Below are 20,303 nucleotides of genomic sequence, written 5' to 3'. Positions count from 1 at the left end.
ATGAGGTGGTTAGCTAAATTTATTTATTTTAAAATCTTGGGTTGGCAAATCGTAGGTAATACTAATTTTTCTAAAGATACTATTAAAAAAGCTGTTATTATAGCGGTACCACACACAAGTTGGCATGACTTTTATATTGGTGTTTTATTGCGAGCTATAGTGAAAGTAAAAACTAATTTTGTTGGTAAAAAAGAATTGTTTGTGTTTCCTATTGGATGGTTTTTCAGAGCTTTAGGAGGTGCTCCCATAAATAGGCAAACAAATCAAAATAAGGTACAAGCAATTGCTGAATTATTTAATAACAGAAAAGAGTTTAGAATGACCTTAGCGCCTGAGGGAACTCGAAAAAAAGTTAGTGAATGGCGTACTGGATTTTACTATATAGCCAAACAAGCTAATGTGCCTATTATCATGTTCACACTCGATTTTCAAAATAAGCAAAATAAAATATCAGAACCTTTTTATCCTACAGATGACGTTGAAGCAGACTTTAAATATATGTATGGCTTTTTTAAGGGTGTGAAAGGTAAAATTCCTGAATATTCATGAAACGTACTTCATACAAAACCATGGCATGAAAATTGTCGTATATCAAGAATAGCACATGAAACATAAAGTAAACAATTCATTGTTCTTAAAAAGAAACATCGGCTATATTAAAAACAAAAGCTACTCCATTATGAAGTAGCTTTTTATTTTGGTTTATCAATTAATTTTATTTAATCTCTTTAAGGGCATTATCAATGCGCGTTCTTAAATGCTCTTTATGGGCTTTAGAAGCCAGATTTCCTGATGGCGCTGACATATTTCTAATAGCCTTTAAGTTGAACAATGCCATGGATTTAGCATTGTTCGTATATCTATCACCCTGTTGGCCAGTTAACATATCTATCAGCATATTGGTGTATTCCAATTGAAGGTTTTGTCTAAAAGAATTGACGCTTCCATAAATATCAGCTCTAAAAATGGCATCATTTAAATCGGTCATAAAACGCGATAAAGTATATTCATTACCATATAGCTCAGAATCTGTAATACGTTGTAATGTATTAGGATATAATAAATGATTTAAGACACGTTTTTGATAACCTAAAACTTGACTGTGAATTTTAGGATCCTCTTGGGTATAATCAAACCCTCTTCGTTGTCTGGCTAAATAATTATATAAAGTGTTAGGTACATCAAAAGCGTTGGGAGCAAAAATATATTTAGATATAGCCTCCATAGCTCGCTTTTGATCTTTTAAGCTAACAGGGGTGTAAGGTTTAGTAGCTCCCTCTTGACCAACCATGGCTCTATCAACATAAACACCGCCAATATATCGAGAAAACACATTTCCAGCATTGGCTTTTTCTCCAATTAAAGAGTAATATACGCGTCTTAATTCTTGGTAAGTTTCACCATCTTTAGTGAATTTATCCTTGGCATTTTTCAGCATGTTATCGGCCAATTCAATACGATCTATAAAATAAGTTATAGGATCACTAGATTGGTCAAAAATCATCACTCTTGGATCTATACCTGTTCGAGAAGAGCGCATATCATCTGCATCATTTCCAAAAATGTGCTCTGGTTTCGTTGATTCGTTCAATAAAGCTTGTCTTTCTTCCTCTGTTTCAAATGGTTTGTAACCTAATTGAATTGCCCAAATGTCGTATGGACCTATATTTACATCGTCATACTGACCTTGTTTGCTTCTATCTTTAGTGACGTTTATTACAGCATAATCCATTATAGAAGCTGTCAAGCATTTACCTTCTATAAAATCTGCATCAGCTAATTGTTCCGGAGTAAATAATTGGCTCGCTTTCATATTGTGGTTTAAACCTAAGGTATGGCCAATTTCATGCATTACAACAGCCATAACAGCCTCTTTTTGAATTCGTTTCAACGCTTCTTCGGAATCTGAACTAATTATGGCTACAGATTTGGCAAAATTCAAATTCTCAACAAGCCCCTGTTGAAGTACACATCCTTCTCTAGACAAATCATCGTCTAGTGTTTCAAATTCATTTGAATCTGTATAAGATTCGAACAACCTTGAATTGGCATCACTTCCACTTATTATATTGTACTCCAACATAATATCTGCACCAATAATTTCTCCTGTTCTCGGGTTATTTAAACATGGTCCATAACCGCCAAATGGGGGCCGGGGAGAGGCAGTCCAACGTAACACATTGTATCTTATATCGCCAGCATCCCAATCGGCATCATCTGGTTGTTGTTTTACAACGATAGCGTTTTTAAAACCGGCTTTTTCAAATGCAGCATTCCATTTTAAAACGGCTTCCTTTATGGTTTCTCGCCATTCAATGGGTGTAGTATTTTCCATCCACCAAGTAATGGGCTCTACAGGTTCAGAAATTTCTAACTCTGGATTTTTCTTTTTTAGGTGCCATCTATTTATTACATCGCGATAAGGCGCGGCACTTATAGCTGTTTGGTCGTTTACTTCGTTTATAAAGTAACCAACCCTAGGATCATCGAATCTAGGCTCGTAATTGTTTTCAGGCATCGCTATTAAACTCTGAAACACTTTAATACTTACGTTTCTGCCATCTGTTACCGCTTCTGAACCATTATTTAAAACAGAAGGCGATGAATAAACATATTCTACTTCAAGATTCGTATTTTCTTGGTAATTTTTTATCGCAATAATTTTTGTCTTATCCTTATCTAAATTACCGAGCCTAAATGACGTAGGAGATGAGCCAGGAGCAGAAGCTGGTTTGATTTGTGTTAAGGTTTCTTTTAAAAATAATTCATCGGCTTTTATGAGATAAAGGCCTTTTTCATTATCAAAAGCCTCTATTTGAATACTAGCCATATTACCATTACTAATATTAGCTTCTTTTGCTTTTGAAATAGCATTTTCAGGATCGAAATAAAATGACGTATTTTGGCTGATAAACTCAATTCTGTTAAAATATTTTTCAACTGTGAAAACTTTAGTGTCTCGATAAGAACCTCTGTTCCTTCCTGCGTCAACTACGCCATTAGAAATTTGATTGAAATAAATAAATTCTTTACCAAACATGTCTTTGCTAATAAGCATTTGTAAAGATCCTGTAATGGTGTCTTGATAAATCGTAAATAAACCTTCCATTTTTTTACTCGATTTGGTCAAATCTTCAATCGTTTTTTCTTTGGATTTTTTCTCAGGAGGCGTTGCCGCTACCTCAGTCTCATCTTTCTTTTTTTTCTTTTTTCTGTTCTGAGCCTCTAAATTGGAAGTTGTTAATAAAACAATCGAGGCCAGCAATAACGCAGCAAATTTCATAGTTCTTTTTTTTAATGTCATGATTTTTTGATAATTAATTCTTAAAACCTAATTAATTTAAATTTTTCCCGTGCAAAAATAAAAATTACTCAGGCCATGATTATCCCAATAAAAAGTTAAAATATAATTGGAGATTTGTTAGTATTTCATTCTTTCTAGAGATAATTCTTTATCTTTATACCATATGATAAAAGACACAAAAATTGCCGTACTTATTGACGGTGATAATATTCCATCTAAGTACATCTCTGAAATGATGGAAGAAATTACAAAATACGGTACCCCTACTATTAAGAGAATTTATGGTGATTGGACGAAACCTCACTTATCGAAATGGAAGCATATCCTGCTGGAAAACGCTATTACACCCATACAACAATACGGATATACTACTGGAAAAAACGCCACGGACTCTGCCATGATTATAGATGCCATGGATATTTTATATTCTGAAAAAGTAAATGGTTTTTGTTTGGTATCCTCGGACAGTGATTTTACAAAATTAGCGACCCGTTTGCGTGAAGCTGGCATGGTGGTATATGGCATGGGAGAGAAAAAAACACCAAATCCATTTATAGTAGCTTGTGATAAATTCATCTATCTGGAAATTTTGGAGTCAGATGATAGTGAAAAAGATGAAAAAGGCACAAAACCAAAAAAGGAAAATCTATACAACATCACACCACAAGTTATTAAACTTTTGCAAAATTCAGTTGATGATGCCGCTGATGATGATGGTTGGGCCTTTTTAGGTGATGTAGGGTCTTTGATTTTAAAAAAGCAACCTAATTTTGATTCGCGAAATTTTGGTTTTCAAAAGTTAACCCCTCTCTTTAAATCGCTTCCTCAGTTTTTATTAGAACAGCGCGACCAACCCAATGCTCGATTTAAGCTTATTTATGTGAAGAATAAGTGATGAATTTTAATTTTTATGATGTTCGGAGTTTTCATAGTGTTCTTTGATAAGGTCTCTACCAAAATCTCCTTTAAAATCTCTCCAAACCGTGTGCACATGATTGGCATTATTTTGTGTATTATCAAATTCTATTAAAAAAGTATCACCCTGAATCCTATAGTAATGACCTTTTGATATATTAGTAGATCCAGCCCAACCAAAGTGAATATCATCAAAATCGACTATTTTTATAGCTCTCATTCGTTCTTTTGCTAAGTTTTCAGGTATAGTGGCTAGGTATTCTTCTATTAATTTTACCAAAATACTTTGCTGGTTTTTATCTAATAATTTAGCCTTTATTCCTAATGGGCTTAAAGGCTCTACTTTTGATTTATTAACAGTTTCAATTTGCTTAAATGGCATTGTTTGAAAAACGGTTTGCTTTAATTGTTGATCATTCATCGAATATATCAATTCAAAAGCTAAATCTTCTTCTTTGTTTAAAACGCGTTCACCTTTACGTTTTCCTTTTTTCACTGTGGCTGGATTTGAGCCTAAAAATCTTGGAGAAAAGGATGTTTTGTCTTTTGAAATTGTAAAATTCAAGGATATATGATGCCCCTCAAAAGACCAGCCCCAAATGTTGTCTTTATTTGGATTCCCATAAATAGTGATATAATATTTTAAGGGATCTCTGTAAACAGGATCTCCACTTATTTCAGCAAGCACATTTTCTAAGCTAATTATGGATTTGGCTTTAATATATCCTGTTTCACTTAAATAATTTTTAAGAAATTTAAAGGCTAATAGTCGTTGTTCTTCATTCAATTCGAAAAGTGCTATTCCTTCTCTTGCAAAAGATACAGCAGGTAAAAAATGCCAAGTCTCTCTGTTTAAATCGTCAAAGGGTAAATTTATTTTTTCACGCTGCTCCACATTTAAAGCTTCCATGAAATCATTAACAATGTTAGATTGTGCATTGGTTAATGATGAAATAAAAAATAAAAGAAATAGAATAACTCCATATAATCTTTTCATAATTATGCTTTTAACAAATATAAAAGTACAAAAAAAGAGGGCTTAGCCCTCTTATAAATATTAAACATATTTTGATTATTCTGTGGTTTCCTCCATGGTGTGATATACATTTTGTACATCATCATCTTCCTCTAGTTTTTCTAAAAGTTTTTCAACATCTTCAACTTGCTCTGGAGTTAGTTGTTTGGTTACCTGAGGTATACGTTCAAAACCTGAGGACAATATTTCAATACCCTTTTCTTCTAAAGCAGCTTGAATAGCTCCAAAACTTTCGAAAGGGGCATAAATTAATATGCCATCTTCATCAACAAATACTTCTTCGGCACCATAATCAATAAATTCCAATTCTATTTCTTCGGGATCTAATCCTTCTGCATTTATTCTAAAATTACAGGTGTGATCAAACATAAAAACCACCGAACCAGAAGTTCCTAAGCTACCATCGCACTTATTGAAATAACTACGAACATTAGCTACTGTTCTTGTGTTATTATCTGTAGCCGTTTCAACTAAAATAGCGATACCATGGGGTGCATATCCTTCAAAAATGACTTCCTTATAATCCCCTTGGTTTTTATCACTTGCTCTTTTTATAGCGCGCTCTACATTGTCTTTTGGCATGTTAACAGACTTGGCATTCTGGATAACTGCTCTTAAACGTGCGTTACTATCGGGGTCTGGACCACCTTCCTTGACAGCCATAACAATGTCTTTACCAATACGGGTAAAGGCCTTACTCATGGCAGACCAACGCTTCATTTTTCTTGCTTTTCTAAACTCAAAAGCTCTTCCCATAGTTTAAAAATTTTTATCGCACAAAGTTAAAAACCTAGCTTAAAATTGCAAATTATTCTTCGTCGGGTTCCACAATATTTTCAATAGCCTCGGCGAGTTTGAAATCTTTGTCCGTAACACCGTTTGCATCATGTGTAGATAATGATATGGTAAGCACATTGTAAACGTTAGACCAATCTGGATGATGGTTTAAGGCTTCACATTCAAAAGCAATTCTGCTCATGGCACTAAAGCAATCCTTGAAATTTTCAAATTCAAATTCTGCATGTATGGCATTATCGTAATATTCCCAATCTGGAAAATGCAATAGTCTTTTTTCTATCTCTTGTTCTGATAAATTACTCATAATATAAATCTTAGAATTTTTTACAATTTACTCATTTAAAAGCTCAAAATCAATTATATTTTGAGTTCTGTAAAGATATCTTGACTCACAATATTTAAATTTTTTGGCAATACATTATATTTTGGTAAAACTGCTAAATACCTATCATCATTTGTGGTATAAACGTGTTTATAAATAGCATTCCCTTCTAGATTTAGTGTTTTAACAATGTCCTTTATAAAATCATCATGATGAACCAAATCGCTACTTCCCAAATGGTATATGCCTGTTTTATTTCTATTGATAATGTAGTGGATTTGTTGTGTTACTTTACTATCGGTAGTCACATTCATTATTAAATTGGGAAACACTTCAACAGGTTCATTTTCTCGTATATACTGAAGGATTTCTTGAATACGAGGAGATTGTTTGCCAAACACCATTGGTAATCTTAATATAGCCACTTGCTTTTTCGGTAATCGTAATAGCATATTTTCAATTTTTATTTTGAAATGCCCGTAAATACTATTGCTGTATGTTTTATCCTGCTCGTAGCTTGGGTATTTACTGTATGCGTCAAACACATTTGCAGATGATAAGAAAATAAGTTTGGTTTCTTTTAAAAAAACGTATTCCACTAGATGTTGGTGGAGCAAAACCTGTTTTGAAAAATCGCCGCGAAGTGCTGAAATAATAACTGTAGGTTTTACAATATTGAGAATCTCAAAAATATCGTCCTCTTCAAAATTAAATTGAAAAAAGTGTTTGTTTTTTTCTAGGGATTGATTGGACGTATTATAAGTTCCAAAAGTTCTAAAATAGGAGCAGAGTTCTTTGTAAATAGCAGTTCCTAAAAATCCGCTGGCCCCTAAAATCAATATGGTATGTTTACTTTCTTTCCCCGTCTCTTTCATTAAAACCTTAAAATTTCAGCCTTTGTAAAATGGTAATTTCACAACTGTTGCTGGAACAGCATTTTTACGAATTTGAATATAGATTTTGCTATTAACTTCTGAAAATACAGTAGGTACATAACCTAGGCCAATACCTTTTCCAAGTGATGGACTCATGGTGCCTGATGTAACCACGCCAATTTTTTGTCCGTTGGCATCTACAATATCGTATCCATGACGAGGTATACCACGCTCATCCAACTCAAAAGCTATTAGTTTTCGTTTTGGACCATGTTCCTTTTCAGCTTTTAAAGCTTCAGAATTGGTGAAATCTTTGGTGAATTTTGTTATCCAACCCAATCCAGCTTCAATGGGCGATGTGGTATCATCAATATCATTTCCATAGAGGCAATAACCCATTTCCAATCGCAGGGTATCGCGTGCCGCAAGTCCAATCGGTTTGATACCAAAATCGGCACCAACTTCAAAAACCTTGTCCCAAATTTGTTTGACTTCATCGTTTTTGCAATAAATTTCAAAACCGCCACTTCCGGTATAACCTGTAGCCGAAATAATAACATGTTCTATCCCAGCAAAATCACCTACAATAAAATTATAAAAATTGATGGCTGATAAATCATGACTGGTTAACGATTGCATCGCTTCAACTGCTTTAGGCCCTTGAATGGCAAGCAACGAATAGTCATCACTTAAATCGCGCATGGTTGCACCAACATCATTTTTGGAGCTTATCCAATTCCAATCTTTTTCGATATTGCTGGCATTTACCACCAACAGATAGGTATTCTCTTTTACCCTGTAAACAATTAAATCGTCAACAATGCCACCATTATCGTTTGGCAAACAACTATATTGTGCTTTGCCTATAGTAAGTTTAGAAGCATCGTTACTGGTTACTTTTTGAATCAAATCTAAAGCCTGTTCGCCTTCAATTAAAAACTCACCCATATGCGATACATCAAAAACACCCACGCCATTTCTAACAGTTTCGTGTTCCATGTTAACACCTTCGTATTGCACAGGCATATTGAAACCTGCAAAAGGCACCATTTTTGCTCCAAGAGAGATATGAGTTTCTGTTAAGGCCGTATTTTTCATTTACAAATTTGCTTTAAATTTTGATAGCGCAAATGTATTGAAAATTTATATTAACGCTTTCTCTGAATGATGAAAAGGTTTGTTAAAATTGAGTTGAGATATTTTGGTTTTTTTGAAGGGAATTTGAGAATTTCGTTTAACGTTTAGTATAACCGTCAGTTACGGATTTAAATTAAATAATTTTGCATTAGCAATAACGTTAGCAATTCCAACTGGATTCTAATTTAGTCTAATACCTTTAATTGCAGTTTTACATTTTTAGCCTTTAGTGATTTCTTTATTTATTAATTCAACTACTTTTTGTTCAAATCTCTCATTCTTGTAAACTAATTTAGTTGAGAATTCATTGATTTTAAATATTCCTAACTTTGTAAAAACAAGAGAGGTTAAACGGTATAGTGCAAATACCATCAAAACCTATACCTCTGTGGTGATAAGTGCCGAAGGTTATTTCAACGAACCTTTAGAGCGTGTTCCCCAAAGTCTGGTAACAAGATACCTATAAATACCTACTCAGATGGCTCGGCTAGGTATCGGTCGAAGTATTCGATTAGTTTACCAAAAAGGTAGTGATCATAATTCCGCTCACCGCTCCATCCATGCGTCGCACCCGGTGCAAAAGCAAAGTCGAAGTTCTTACCCTGTTTAATCAGTTCTTCAGCTAACATGGCCGTGGTCTTGAATGGTACCACATGGTCCTGCATGCCGTGGATGAATAGGAGTTTATCCTCTAGGTTAGCAGCGTAGTTGAGTGCTTTTCTTTCGAAGACCTCAGGGTGTGTCTGTGGGGTACGAACAATAGCAACATCGTCAGTGCCAAAGAACACTGGGTCCACAGCTGCAGCTGCAGCAACGCCTACCTGGAATAAGCCGGGCTTCTTCAAAAGCGAATAAACGGAGAGTGTACCACCGTAACTGCTGCCCCAGATGCCGATACGATCTGGATCAACATAATCTAGTGACTCCATGTATGCAACCGCACTTGCATAATCCTCTATGTCCTGGTCGGCAAAGCCCAGCAGGAACTCTTCACGGAATGCCCGGCCATAACCGTCGCTACCTCGTGAATCCACCTGCACAACAATATACCCCTTATTGACCAAAAGTTGCTGTACGAGGCTGTAGTTACCGGCCCAGCGGTTCCTAGCTGTATTTGAATACACGGGCCCAAACAGCACTGGATACTTCTTGCCGGGCTGCATGTTGGTAGGTTTCAAAATTCGGGCATGCAGCGTGTAGTCATCTACAAGACTAGGGAAATTAACGTATTCGGCAGCTACCCAAGTTCGCTCTGTGAATGCTGGCAACGGCGAGTGGGTTATTCGCTTAGCGTCACCACCTTCGCTGTTTACCACGTAAAGCTCTGATGGTGATGTATCATTACTGTGCATAAACACCAAGTACTTACCATCTGGTGAAGGGTAGCCATCGTTCCGACCAGCAAGATACGTGACCTGCTCGGGGTCGCCTCTGGATATATTCAAGCGATACACGTGTTGTTCGTAAGGATTAACGCCGTTGCCTGCATAAAACAGTGCATCACCAGCAATGCTTGGGGTGGACAGCACATCGTAAGAGGGGTCTGTTAGAAGTTGTGGACCGCTCTTAGATGATGAGGGATCGATCGTATTAAGCCCATAGCGATCACCCATGTCGCTTAAGAAAACGACCTGCTGTCCATCTGGATGCCAGCTAGATCCAAACGATGTGTACATGCGGCTCTCTCGAACACCTCGCCAAATCTCGCGCAGTTGGCTTTCTCCGGGTGCAACGACGAACAAGGTACGTTCAACCGCCGTGTCAGATGCGGTATCAACCAGCAGATCACCACCCGGTGACCAGTTGAAGTCGATGATCTGGTTGGCGTGCGGGTCTGGCAAATCGAGGTAAATCATGTTACCGCTATCTACATCGAGCAGGCCAACCATGCGAATCTCGTTTGGATCGCCCGGGTAACTTCGACGTACCTCGTTGGGATTGGTTTCGTCAGCGAGGTAATCCGGGAACGGAACCTTTCGCATCTCGCGTCGGTCAACAACGTGAATCGCGATTTTCTTGCCATCCGGGGACCACTTGTAGGTAGGTCCACTCCAGATACCCGGACCGATTTCACGTTCCGGTCGGCTGTAGCGCCCTTTCTGTAAGTTCGAGATACTGGCGATGCCGATCTCCGTGATCTGGCGATTCTGTTTGGAAGGGAAGTCGGCAAGCCACAGGTCACCGTTTCGTATATACGCCGCTTGGTTGCCGCTTGGCGATATCGATAGGTTATGTGCACCTGTCTCTACAGTCATCAATTGAAGGTCGGTTCCTTGTCTCAGAGACGTCTGCCATAGGTGGTTACCTCGCAGGCTGATGATAGTGTTCGCATTAGTCCAGACCATATCACGCACAAATGTAGATGCCCTATCAGAGACAAGTCGTATTTCCTTTCCATCTTTTGTGGATACCCAGAGTCCACGCCCAGGATCTCCTGGTTCACTCCAGGAAAAGGCAAAGTGCTGGCTGTTTGGTGCCCAGACAGGCCGTGACGGGGTTGTTCCCGTCAGTTTTGGCGTTGCGAACAGGTCATCAAGCGTGAGCTCAGTTTCCTGTGCTGTTATTGTCGTAGTTATTGCCATCAATAGGCCTGTTAGTACCCATATTTTCCAAAAAGAGCGATTTTTCATGTGTGTTTGTCTCAAAAATTAACTAAAAACTACTTATTTCATCATGATCATATGATCTGAATTACCGGTCATTTCCCATTGAGTTAATGCTACAGGGATATTGCCAATGCGATTGATGCTATCAAAGAAATCACTGAGTTCGAATGCCTCTCCATTTCGCTCTTTAATGCGAGCATATTCTGCCATAGTCGCTTCTAGCAAGTACTTGCCCGTGATATAGCTTGTACCATACCCAGGCTGTCTTAAATACAAGTGCTGCTCAAATATCAATAGCTCTTTTTCAGTTTTCATCCAACCTCGAGGCGTGTATTCAGAATGTATACTACCAGCCTCTTCCATGGTCATTTTATTGGCGTGCGCATAGAGAGAACCTAATCCTCTAGCAGCCCTTTGTGCCATCATGATGTAAACAATCTCACGGACTCTAGGGTCATCATCATATAAGCCGGCATCCATAAACATTTCTTCCACAGCAGTAGCAGTGCCCTCATTTCGAGAATCGAAGATGTTGTACAACAATGGTCCTTTTCTGATCTCACTTGGGTTAGGTTCTTTGTCCATTCTGGCCAGTTCGAACCAATGATAAAAATGAGAGAAAAGTGGGCGAGGGTCATAATGAGAAGTGATATAGAAGAAGTTTCTCGTTTCCTCGGGAATAAAGGTCCCCAAGTGCTCCCGTAAAGCAGAGTCGAAATACTCCTTCACCGTTAAAATCTCCTCATTTTCTAAGAAGCTAATTAAACTCTTGGCCGCGCGGTCGGCAAGGGCATCATAGGTCTTTGGGGAATCTGCGGCTATCAGTTCGGGGAGATCACGATTGCGATGTTCTTCCAATTTCAAAGCCGACCATGCACGAGCCAATTCTCTTTTAAGAATCATCACCTCGTCTTCCCAAGTAAGCGGAACCAAATGCACATTTTGCATATACCAGGTATAATTCTCCTTGCCTATACCTGAAGGACCGGTTTTCTTATCGGATTGGGCTTCCAACCATTTTACTAATTCATTGGTAGAAGTCTGAGCTTTTTCAATTGCGGACATCAGGTCTTCATCTGCACTGACACCTGCAGCACTTTTCATATCCTCAAGTACTTTAGATTGCTCCTTGATATCTCTAATACCCGTGATCCAGAGGTCTTTGGCATTGCCTGTAAGATTGGTTTTGGCTTGTGTGTTTAATGATGGGATTACAGCCAGTTCATCGAGCATTCTTTCGCGTTCTGCATTGCTCAACGGAAATTCATAGGTCCACAATTCCAAAGTGCCATGATGCGTGGGGCCTTCATGCGCTGGCACATCACTCTTGTAGGTCCATATGGTCTTGTAGAAAGCCGGGTCACGTTCCCATGGTTTCAGTATGCGATAGTTAAAATCAAATCCGTTCATCTCTGCCCACATGATCATCCAATCCACCTTATTGTGGATAGACCAGCCCGCAGTGTCAATGGCAGCATGGCGTGCTCTTAATTGATCAAAAGCCGACATTCGCTGCTTGAAAGTCGCTTTCCCATAATCGGGTGCGCCTTCAAGTTTTGGAGGCATTTCGAAGGTTCTCCATTCTTTAAATAAAACAACTAAATTCTGATAGTCTTTGGAAGTAAGGTTTTCCGTTTTGGTTTCCCTGATCCTTTCTTTATTATCCTTTTGGCAGCTAAAAAAGAGCATTAATAAAAGAGGAAGAATGACTGTAGCAGTTCTCATATGTTGATCGTATTTTTTCTTATTTTGGTAACTATGGAGGGTAAATATGAGGATATGAAAACGTTTTAATGTTTATATCCGAATTTAAACGAAGTTAGCTGAAAATATTTACAAAGTCAAATGCTTACTGCTTTAATTTTAAGAGCGAATAAAGCGACACCAAAGCCCAAACTGCCTCGAGAATAATAAAAGGCCAATAGTTTAAAAAGATGGATGCTAAACATGCCATAGAAGCTCCAATAAGGTTAAGCAAAATAAATGCTATATGCTCATTAGACATTTTACCAATAACATTTAAGAAATACGCCAAGAGAATTTGAAATACTCCAAAAAATCCAATCCAGTCTATAAAATTCATAGCGTTCATATTTAAAAGGTTAAGAACATTTGATGGTTTGGGTTTGAGTGGGTTTCAGAAATTTGAAAGTTATGCTGTCCCACAATTATAAATCCTGCTTTTTTGTAAAAGTTCATAGCTTTATGGTTTTCGGTCCAAACGAATAACCACATACCTGATTGTTGACTTTTGATGGATTCATTTAAATTATAATTAAAAAGTTCCATTCCCAATTCAAGACCATGAAAAGCTTCCAAAACATATAATCGTTCCAATTTAGTGACGTTTTTTATAGCAATATTGGGGTGTTGGTAATTAAAAATAATCTTAGAATATCCAACAGGTGTTTCATTAAAATAAAGGATATTGAAAAGGTTTTTAGTGTCTTTTAATTCTGCCTCGAAAGCTATTTTGGTGAAATTTTTATTTACATACGTATTAATATCCTTTTCAGGCGCGCTTCTACCGTGTGCTTGAAGAAATGTGGTTTTACCAATATGGGTAATAAGGTTTACATCGTTTAAAGTCGCTTTAACAATAGATACCATAAATTTGAGTCTTGTTAAATTTGCGCTTTATGATAATAAGAAGGACTTTAGTTCCTCGTAAACACTAATTTCAACTGATACCTTTTCTTTACCCATGACCGATTGAATTTGCACTGGAAGCGGTTGTTTTTCTTCAATAACATCCTCTACAACATCTAAAAACTTAGTGGGATGCGCCGTTTCCAAAAATACGCAATGCGCCTCAGGATTTTCTTTTAAATAGCCTTTACAACCCAAGTATCCAACAGCACCATGAGGATCTGCAACATAAAGATAATGATTATAAATTTCTAACATAGCTTCTCTAGTTTCTTCATCAGAAAAGCTAAAAGATGATAAATTATCTTTTAGGGCGTCAAAATTATTTTTATAAATTTCTTGAATTCGGATAAAATTACTTGGTGCACCAACATCCATAGCGTTACTGATGGTTTGAACAGATGGTTTGGGTTCGTATAATTTAGAAATTAAATAGCGTGTTACCACATTGTTTTCGTTATTGGATGCAATAAAATGCTTTACTGGAAGGCCTAATTGCTGGGCCATCATACCAGCACAAATATTGCCAAAATTGCCACTCGGTACCGAAAAGACAATGTTTTTGTATTGTTTATGCAATTGTTTATAGGCAAAAATAAAATAGAACAATTGTGGTAACCAACGCGCAACGTTTATGGAGTTCGCGGAAGTCAATTGCATGTTATTTGTTAATTCCTCATCCAAAAAGGCGGTTTTTACCATGGCTTGACAATCGTCAAACGTCCCATGAACCTCTAAAGCTTTTATATTTTGTCCAAGCGTTGTTAATTGCATTTCTTGAATATCACTCACTTTACCACTAGGATAAAGTATCACCACATTAACACCTTTAACTCCTAAAAAGCCATTGGCGACAGCGCCACCAGTATCTCCTGAGGTAGCTACTAAAACGGTTACTTCTTCGTCATTATTTTTATTGAAGTATCCTAAGCAGCGTGCCATAAAACGAGCGCCTACGTCTTTAAAGGCCATGGTTGGACCATGAAATAATTCCAAAGTTGAAATATGGTCATTTAATTTTATTACTGGAAAGTCAAATGATAAGGTTTCTTCAACAATCGTTTTCAAAACAGTTTTTGGAATTTCAGGAGACACAAATTGTTTAATGGCTTCAAAAGCTAATTCTGTATACGATAAATCATCAATGGCATCCCAAAAGGATTTTGGTAAAGGTGTAATTTTTTCAGGGAAATACAAGCCTTTATCTGGAGCTAATCCCTTTATAACGGCCTCTTTAAAAGATGTACTTGGCGCCTTATGGTTTAATGAGTAGTAATTCATTATTTTTTATTCAAAATCTTAATGCCTTCTTTGTTGATTTTTGATACATGAATGTCAAATTCTATAGCTGTTTTAGAATATACATTTGAAATTGTACCTTCCACATTTTTAGCAACTTCTAATCCTTTGCTTAATGAAAATATTGAAGGACCCGAACCAGAGATTCCAGCACCTAAAGCACCTGCATCTAGCATAGCTTTTTTAATATCACCAAAAAATGGTATAAGTTGGCTTCTGTAAGGCTCAATGATAACATCTCGTAGTGATCGCTGGATTAAATTGTAGTTACTAGTATGCAAAGCATGAATTAAACTTCCAAAATTTGCCCACTGTGTTATGGCTGCATTTAAAGGAATATCTTTGGGCAAAATAGCTCTTGCTTCGGATGTTTTTATTTCAATTTGTGGATGAATAATAGTAGCAAATAAATCATCAGGTGATGGTATTTCTAGAATTTCTAAAGGCGCTAAGGTTTTAACCAATGTGAAACCGCCAAATATAGCAGGAGCCAAGTTATCAGCATGTTCGCATTTACTTGCTAAAGCTTCTCCTTTAATCGCAAATTCTGTGAGTTGTGTTTTATTGAATGGTTTACCTAACAGTTCATTCATTCCAAAAACGCTACCCACAGCACTGGCCGCACTACTGCCAATACCACTTCCTGGTTTTATGTTTTTATAAATCTCTATTTCAAAACCAAAATCAACATTAAGGGTTTCATACATTGCTAATGCAGATACACCTGCAACATTTAACTCGGTTTCGTATGGTAAATCAAAACCAACAATTTTGGTAATGTAAATACCTTTTTTATTGGTTTTTCTAATTATCATGTCATCCCCAACGGCATCTAAACAAAATCCTAGAACATCGAAGCCACAGGATACATTAGCTACAGTTGCCGGCGAAAATATTTTTATTTCGTTCATTTTTTACAGAAAAAAAAAGGAAGATTGAGACAAGAAAAGAGTTTAAATTTAATTGTCTTTATTCCTATATCTTTTATTTAATCGTTTCCAATTCTAATTATATCAGCAAACAAACCGGAAGCCGTAACATCAGCACCAGCTCCAGCCCCTTTAATGATCATGGGTTGTTCGGGGTATCGTTGGGTATAAAACATTACAATATTATCTTTTCCTTTTAAATTATAAAAAGGATGCCCCTGCGGAATTTCTTCTAAACCAACACTCGCTTTTCCATTGTTAAATTGGGCAACATATTTTAGTTGACAATCTTTAGCTTTTGCGGAGGCATATATATTTTGATAATGCGATTCATCAGATATTAATGTTTTGTAAAAATCATCGACTGATTCACTTTTTAAACCAGAACTTGATAAGAATGAGGTGTTTTGAATATCCTCTAAATTCATTTCAACACCGCTTTCTCTCGCCAAAATTAAAATTTTTCTAGCGACATCTACACCGCTTAAATCAATTCTTGGGTCTGGTTCGGTGTAACCTTCAGCTGCAGCTTGTTTTACCACATCATAAAACTTGGTTTTATCGTTGAAATTGTTGAAAACAAAATTCAAACTTCCAGATAATACAGCATGAATAGATGTGATTTTATCACCAGAAGCAATTAAATTATTTAAGGTATCAATAATAGGCAGGCCTGCACCTACATTGGTTTCAAATAAAAATGGAGCGTTATATTTTAAAGACAAGCGTTTTAACAATTTATAATTTTCCAAATCGCTGGAACAAGCAATTTTATTACAAGCTACCACACCAATACTTTCTCTCAAATAATTGGCATATAAATTTGCTACATCGGCATTTGCCGTAACGTCCACAAAAATACTATTCCGTAAATTCAAAGCTTTTGTGTTTTCAAAAAAACCCTCTAATGTTGCTTTTTCTCCTTCTGCTAACTGTTCTTTCCAAGTACTTAAATCAATCCCTTCTTCATTAAAAATCATGGTTCTTGAATTAGACAATCCAGTAATCCTAAGGTTTATTTTTAAATTTTCTTTTAAGTATTTTCGTTGTTGTTTAATTTGTTCTACCAAACGTTCACCTACATTGCCTACTCCTGTTATAAATACATTGAGCTGTTTTGTTTTGCTTTCAAAAAATTGTTCATGAAGTGTATTTAAAGCTTTCTTTACATCTTTCTCTAATATAACTGCTGAAATATTTTTTTCAGAAGCCCCTTGGGCTATAGCTCTAATATTAATATTGTTTTTACCTAGGGTGCTAAACATTTTGCCACTGATACCTTGATGGTTTTTCATATTATCACCCACTAAAGCTATAATTGACAGCCCATTCTCAACAATAATGGGATCTATTTTATGCAGTGCTATTTCATTCTCAAAGGTCTTGTCAATACTAATTTTGGCTTTTTCTGCTTCAGCTTCATCAATTCCCAAACAAATGGAATGTTCTGAGGATGCTTGTGTAATTAAAATAATATTAATTTTTTCTTGAGATAAAGTTTCGAACAAACGTTTTGAAAAACCAGGAATACCAACCATACCACTTCCCTGAAGGGTTAATAGCGCAATGTTGGAAATATTACTAATACCCTTAACAGCATTGGTGGAATTTGTTTCTTCATTAGAAATAATCGTACCAGCAGACTCAGGTTCTAAAGTGTTTTTAATATGAATAGGAATGTTTAAATCTAGAACGGGTTGTACCGTTGGTGGATATAAAACTTTGGCTCCAAAATGGGATAATTCCATAGCCTCTTGATACGAAATTCTATCAATAGGATAGGCTTGCTTTACCAATTTTGGATTAGTTGTGAACATGCCACTTACATCCGTCCAAATTTCCAATTGTTCAACTTTTAAAGCGGCTGCCAAAATAGCTGCCGTAAAGTCAGAACCCCCTCGGCCTAATGTGGTTTGTTCTCCTGTAACGGATTTTGATATAAATCCTGGTAAAATGGTTATTTTTTGAGAGGCTGATTGAAAATACTCTTGAATATTTCTATTGGTGATATTATAATTAACCTCAGCTTTACTAAAGTTAGAATTAGTAACAATTAGTTCTTGTGAGTTTTTTAATTCTGCCACTAAACCTCTATGCTTCATGGTTTCACTAATGATGTATGACGATAAAATTTCCCCATAACTCACCAATTTATCCGAAGTTTTAGGCGATAGTTCATTAATCAAATAAATACCGTCCAATAAACTTTTTAATTCATTTAATTTCCCCTCAACAAAATCTAAAATAGAAGCATTATTACTAGGGTTTAACTCCCGAATAATATTTAAATGAATATCCTTTATAGTATTAAACGATTCTGTATAATTATCCTCTTTATTTTGAGCTTGCTTTCCTGCTAAAAGTAATTTATCTGTAACACCTCCAACCGCTGAAACCACACATATAACCAAATCCGTTTTAGAATAATCTTCTAAAATTTTGATGACATTATTTATGTTTTTTGAAGAACCTACTGATGTTCCTCCAAATTTTAAAACTTTCATGTTTTAATATATTGATAATTAAAAATAATACTTGAAAAGTTGTAATTTTTTACATTACAAAAATGGTCTGAAGAATATTTAATTAGCAACCCCAAAGGGTTGTATTATTAATTGTAACACCAAAAATAGAAGTCATTGCTTTAGTAAAAATCGCAAAAGTAGAATATGTATTTTGGTTTAAATGAATCATTTTATTCAATAAATAACTACTCAAAAGTATTACTTTTAGCCTAATAAAAAAACAAAATATTATTTTTTGATGTATTCTTATATTGAAGTAAATTTCATTTAATATATCTAATGAATACCAACTAGAATTGAAAAATCAATAATTGAACAAATGAAAATATTTTCAAAAGAACAAATTTATGAAGGCGATCGTTTAACTGCCGAACGCCAAAAAATAAGTTCAACAGATTTAATGGAACGTGCCGGTACCGAAATTTTTAATTGGATTCACTTGCGTATGCAAGGAGCCCAAGTTCCCATCCATGTATTTTGTGGTATAGGAAATAATGGTGGCGATGGATTAGTATTGGCAAGACACTTAATTTTAGATGGTTATAACGTAAACACCTACATTGTTAATTACAGTGATAAACGCTCAAAAGATTTTTTGATTAATTACGACCGCATAAAAAATGTTACCAAAAAATGGCCAGAATTATTAAAATCCAAAGTGGATTTTCCAGAGATTAATCCAGAGGATATTATTGTGGATGCCGTTTTTGGAATAGGAATAAACAGACCTGTGGTTGATTGGGTAAAAGCCTTGTTCATGCATTTTAAAGCCAGTAAAGCATTTACTTTATCTATCGATATTCCTTCAGGATTGTTTCCTGATCAAGCTGTTGAAGATGAGGATGCTGTTGTTTATGCCGGTTACACCTTGAGTTTTGCGTCACCAAAACTGACTTTTTTTTTACCGCAAACCGCAAAGTATACTGTTCAATGGGAAGTTTTAAACATTGGTCTGGATCAGGAATATCTTTACAAAACCAAAACAGAAGTAGAACTCATTGGAAAGCATGAAGTATTACCAAACTACATTCCTAGAGAAAAATTTTCACATAAGGGTCAATTTGGACATGCACTAATTATTGGAGGCAGTTATGGTAAAATAGGTGCTGTAACGCTCTCTAGCAAAGCGACATTATCAGCAGGGGCAGGATTGGTTACAGTTTATATCCCAAAATGTGGTTATACAGCATTGCAATCTTCATTCCCTGAAGCCATGGTAATAACAGATGTTGATGAAAAACTCATAACATCTATAAATTTTGAGATGGAACCTACGGTTGTTGCATTTGGTATGGGAGTAGGAGTAAATAATAAAACAATTGATGCTTTTGAGGTTTTTTTAAAAAAACACAAAACTCCTTTGGTGATTGATGCCGATGGTATTAATATTCTAGCTAAAAAGAAAGCTTTAGTAAAATTATTACCATCGCAAAGTGTTTTAACACCACACCCAAAAGAATTAGAACGCTTGGTAGGTGCCTGGAAAAATGATTTCGAAAAATTAAAAAAAGCGAAAGCATTTTCAAAAAAACACGATATTATCCTGTTAATAAAAGGTGCTCATACCATAACTGTTTTTAATGATAAGCTTTATATTAACACAACAGGCAATCCAGGCTTATCTACCGCTGGAAGTGGTGATGTGTTAACCGGAATTATTGCAGGATTAATTTCTCAAGGGTATAATCCACTAACAGCAACCATTTTTGGAGTGTATTTACATGGGAGATCTGCTGACATTGCGGTTGAAGACTTTGGGTATCAAAGCTTAATTGCTAGTCATGTTATTGAATATTTAGGAAAAGCATATTTAGACTTATTCAAGCAACCAGAAGAAATAGAACATCAAGAAATGGATGAAGAAAATGAAAACTAAAAAGAAATAAAAAAGCCGCAGACTATCGACTT

17 protein-coding genes are annotated in these 20,303 nt (G+C 36.0%); 4 read left to right on the top strand and 13 right to left on the bottom strand.

Annotated features, from left to right (window positions below):
* Positions 1-549 carry a 1-acyl-sn-glycerol-3-phosphate acyltransferase gene (locus ABD963_RS07210; protein WP_345276284.1) on the top strand — a complete coding sequence of 183 codons (549 nt, stop codon included), beginning with the start codon at positions 1-3 and terminating at the stop codon, positions 547-549.
* Positions 550-715: 166 nt separating this feature from the next.
* On the opposite strand, the gene ABD963_RS07205 is transcribed toward ABD963_RS07210, so the two are convergent.
* Entirely contained in the window at positions 716-3,283 is a 2,568-nt protein-coding gene (locus ABD963_RS07205; protein WP_345276283.1) for a zinc-dependent metalloprotease, read from the bottom strand.
* 184 nt (positions 3,284-3,467) lie between these two features.
* Here ABD963_RS07205 and ABD963_RS07200 point away from each other — a divergent pair, with 184 nt between their 5' ends.
* Positions 3,468-4,199, top strand: a complete 732-nt coding sequence (locus tag ABD963_RS07200; RefSeq protein ID WP_345276282.1) for an NYN domain-containing protein — start codon at positions 3,468-3,470, stop codon at positions 4,197-4,199.
* Positions 4,200-4,205: 6 nt separating this feature from the next.
* Here the strand turns inward: ABD963_RS07200 and ABD963_RS07195 are convergent, their stop codons facing one another.
* The 5 genes from ABD963_RS07195 to gcvT form a co-directional block, all read right to left on the bottom strand.
* Positions 4,206-5,216: a DUF3500 domain-containing protein gene (locus tag ABD963_RS07195; RefSeq protein WP_345276281.1), complete on the bottom strand. Its 1,011-nt coding sequence runs from the start codon at positions 5,214-5,216 to the stop codon at positions 4,206-4,208.
* Between the two features lie 75 nt (positions 5,217-5,291).
* Positions 5,292-6,011: a YebC/PmpR family DNA-binding transcriptional regulator gene (locus ABD963_RS07190; protein ID WP_345276280.1), complete on the bottom strand. Its 720-nt coding sequence runs from the start codon at positions 6,009-6,011 to the stop codon at positions 5,292-5,294.
* A gap of 52 nt (positions 6,012-6,063) precedes the next feature.
* The gene (locus ABD963_RS07185; RefSeq protein ID WP_345276279.1) at positions 6,064-6,357 is read right to left on the bottom strand and encodes a 4a-hydroxytetrahydrobiopterin dehydratase; all 294 of its coding nucleotides are present in this window, start codon (positions 6,355-6,357) and stop codon (positions 6,064-6,066) included.
* A 53-nt stretch (positions 6,358-6,410) separates the two neighbouring features.
* The gene (locus ABD963_RS07180; protein WP_345276278.1) at positions 6,411-7,250 is read right to left on the bottom strand and encodes a sugar nucleotide-binding protein; all 840 of its coding nucleotides are present in this window, start codon (positions 7,248-7,250) and stop codon (positions 6,411-6,413) included.
* A gap of 15 nt (positions 7,251-7,265) precedes the next feature.
* Positions 7,266-8,348, bottom strand: a complete 1,083-nt coding sequence (gene gcvT, locus ABD963_RS07175; protein ID WP_345276277.1) for a glycine cleavage system aminomethyltransferase GcvT — start codon at positions 8,346-8,348, stop codon at positions 7,266-7,268.
* Between the two features lie 346 nt (positions 8,349-8,694).
* On the opposite strand from gcvT, the gene ABD963_RS07170 reads away from it, so the two are divergent.
* The gene (locus ABD963_RS07170) at positions 8,695-8,853 is read left to right on the top strand and encodes a hypothetical protein (protein ID WP_345276276.1); all 159 of its coding nucleotides are present in this window, start codon (positions 8,695-8,697) and stop codon (positions 8,851-8,853) included.
* 4 nt (positions 8,854-8,857) lie between these two features.
* Here ABD963_RS07170 and ABD963_RS07165 read toward each other — a convergent pair whose 3' ends face one another.
* From ABD963_RS07165 to thrA, 7 genes are all read right to left on the bottom strand, one after another.
* Positions 8,858-11,017 carry a prolyl oligopeptidase family serine peptidase gene (locus ABD963_RS07165; protein WP_345276275.1) on the bottom strand — a complete coding sequence of 720 codons (2,160 nt, stop codon included), beginning with the start codon at positions 11,015-11,017 and terminating at the stop codon, positions 8,858-8,860.
* Positions 11,018-11,050: 33 nt separating this feature from the next.
* Positions 11,051-12,718, bottom strand: a complete 1,668-nt coding sequence (locus ABD963_RS07160) for a DUF885 domain-containing protein (RefSeq protein ID WP_345276274.1) — start codon at positions 12,716-12,718, stop codon at positions 11,051-11,053.
* A 124-nt stretch (positions 12,719-12,842) separates the two neighbouring features.
* Positions 12,843-13,076 carry a CBU_0592 family membrane protein gene (locus ABD963_RS07155; RefSeq protein WP_345276273.1) on the bottom strand — a complete coding sequence of 78 codons (234 nt, stop codon included), beginning with the start codon at positions 13,074-13,076 and terminating at the stop codon, positions 12,843-12,845.
* 11 nt (positions 13,077-13,087) lie between these two features.
* Positions 13,088-13,603 (bottom strand): GNAT family N-acetyltransferase, encoded by a 516-nt coding sequence (locus ABD963_RS07150; protein WP_345276272.1) that lies wholly within the window; start codon positions 13,601-13,603, stop codon positions 13,088-13,090.
* 27 nt (positions 13,604-13,630) lie between these two features.
* Complete coding sequence (gene thrC, locus ABD963_RS07145; RefSeq protein WP_345276271.1) at positions 13,631-14,923, bottom strand: threonine synthase; 1,293 nt, start codon at positions 14,921-14,923, stop codon at positions 13,631-13,633.
* Positions 14,923-15,852 carry a homoserine kinase gene (locus ABD963_RS07140; protein WP_345276270.1) on the bottom strand — a complete coding sequence of 310 codons (930 nt, stop codon included), beginning with the start codon at positions 15,850-15,852 and terminating at the stop codon, positions 14,923-14,925. The genes thrC and ABD963_RS07140 overlap by 1 nt, the downstream gene beginning before the upstream one ends.
* 77 nt (positions 15,853-15,929) lie before the next feature.
* Positions 15,930-18,374 (bottom strand): bifunctional aspartate kinase/homoserine dehydrogenase I, encoded by a 2,445-nt coding sequence (thrA, locus tag ABD963_RS07135; RefSeq protein WP_345276269.1) that lies wholly within the window; start codon positions 18,372-18,374, stop codon positions 15,930-15,932.
* A 340-nt stretch (positions 18,375-18,714) separates the two neighbouring features.
* On the opposite strand from thrA, the gene ABD963_RS07130 reads away from it, so the two are divergent.
* Complete coding sequence (locus tag ABD963_RS07130; protein ID WP_345276268.1) at positions 18,715-20,271, top strand: NAD(P)H-hydrate dehydratase; 1,557 nt, start codon at positions 18,715-18,717, stop codon at positions 20,269-20,271.
* The last annotated feature ends 32 nt before the right edge of the window (positions 20,272-20,303 follow it).

Origin of the sequence: Litoribaculum gwangyangense, assembly GCF_039543505.1 — a bacterium.
GTDB lineage: Bacteria > Bacteroidota > Bacteroidia > Flavobacteriales > Flavobacteriaceae > Litoribaculum > Litoribaculum gwangyangense.
Note: the sequence above shows the minus strand (reverse complement) of the source record. Positions and strands in the feature narration are given on the sequence as shown.

Coding starts and splice junctions, on each gene's coding strand:
- ABD963_RS07210 (WP_345276284.1), top strand. CDS start 1: ATGAGGTGGTTAGCTAAATTTATTTATTTTAAAATCTTGGGTTGGCAA.
- ABD963_RS07205 (WP_345276283.1), bottom strand. CDS start 3,283: ATGAAATTTGCTGCGTTATTGCTGGCCTCGATTGTTTTATTAACAACT.
- ABD963_RS07200 (WP_345276282.1), top strand. CDS start 3,468: ATGATAAAAGACACAAAAATTGCCGTACTTATTGACGGTGATAATATT.
- ABD963_RS07195 (WP_345276281.1), bottom strand. CDS start 5,216: ATGAAAAGATTATATGGAGTTATTCTATTTCTTTTATTTTTTATTTCA.
- ABD963_RS07190 (WP_345276280.1), bottom strand. CDS start 6,011: ATGGGAAGAGCTTTTGAGTTTAGAAAAGCAAGAAAAATGAAGCGTTGG.
- ABD963_RS07185 (WP_345276279.1), bottom strand. CDS start 6,357: ATGAGTAATTTATCAGAACAAGAGATAGAAAAAAGACTATTGCATTTT.
- ABD963_RS07180 (WP_345276278.1), bottom strand. CDS start 7,250: ATGAAAGAGACGGGGAAAGAAAGTAAACATACCATATTGATTTTAGGG.
- gcvT (WP_345276277.1), bottom strand. CDS start 8,348: ATGAAAAATACGGCCTTAACAGAAACTCATATCTCTCTTGGAGCAAAA.
- ABD963_RS07165 (WP_345276275.1), bottom strand. CDS start 11,017: ATGAAAAATCGCTCTTTTTGGAAAATATGGGTACTAACAGGCCTATTG.
- ABD963_RS07160 (WP_345276274.1), bottom strand. CDS start 12,718: ATGAGAACTGCTACAGTCATTCTTCCTCTTTTATTAATGCTCTTTTTT.
- ABD963_RS07155 (WP_345276273.1), bottom strand. CDS start 13,076: ATGAATTTTATAGACTGGATTGGATTTTTTGGAGTATTTCAAATTCTC.
- ABD963_RS07150 (WP_345276272.1), bottom strand. CDS start 13,603: ATGGTATCTATTGTTAAAGCGACTTTAAACGATGTAAACCTTATTACC.
- thrC (WP_345276271.1), bottom strand. CDS start 14,923: ATGAATTACTACTCATTAAACCATAAGGCGCCAAGTACATCTTTTAAA.
- ABD963_RS07140 (WP_345276270.1), bottom strand. CDS start 15,852: ATGAACGAAATAAAAATATTTTCGCCGGCAACTGTAGCTAATGTATCC.
- thrA (WP_345276269.1), bottom strand. CDS start 18,374: ATGAAAGTTTTAAAATTTGGAGGAACATCAGTAGGTTCTTCAAAAAAC.
- ABD963_RS07130 (WP_345276268.1), top strand. CDS start 18,715: ATGAAAATATTTTCAAAAGAACAAATTTATGAAGGCGATCGTTTAACT.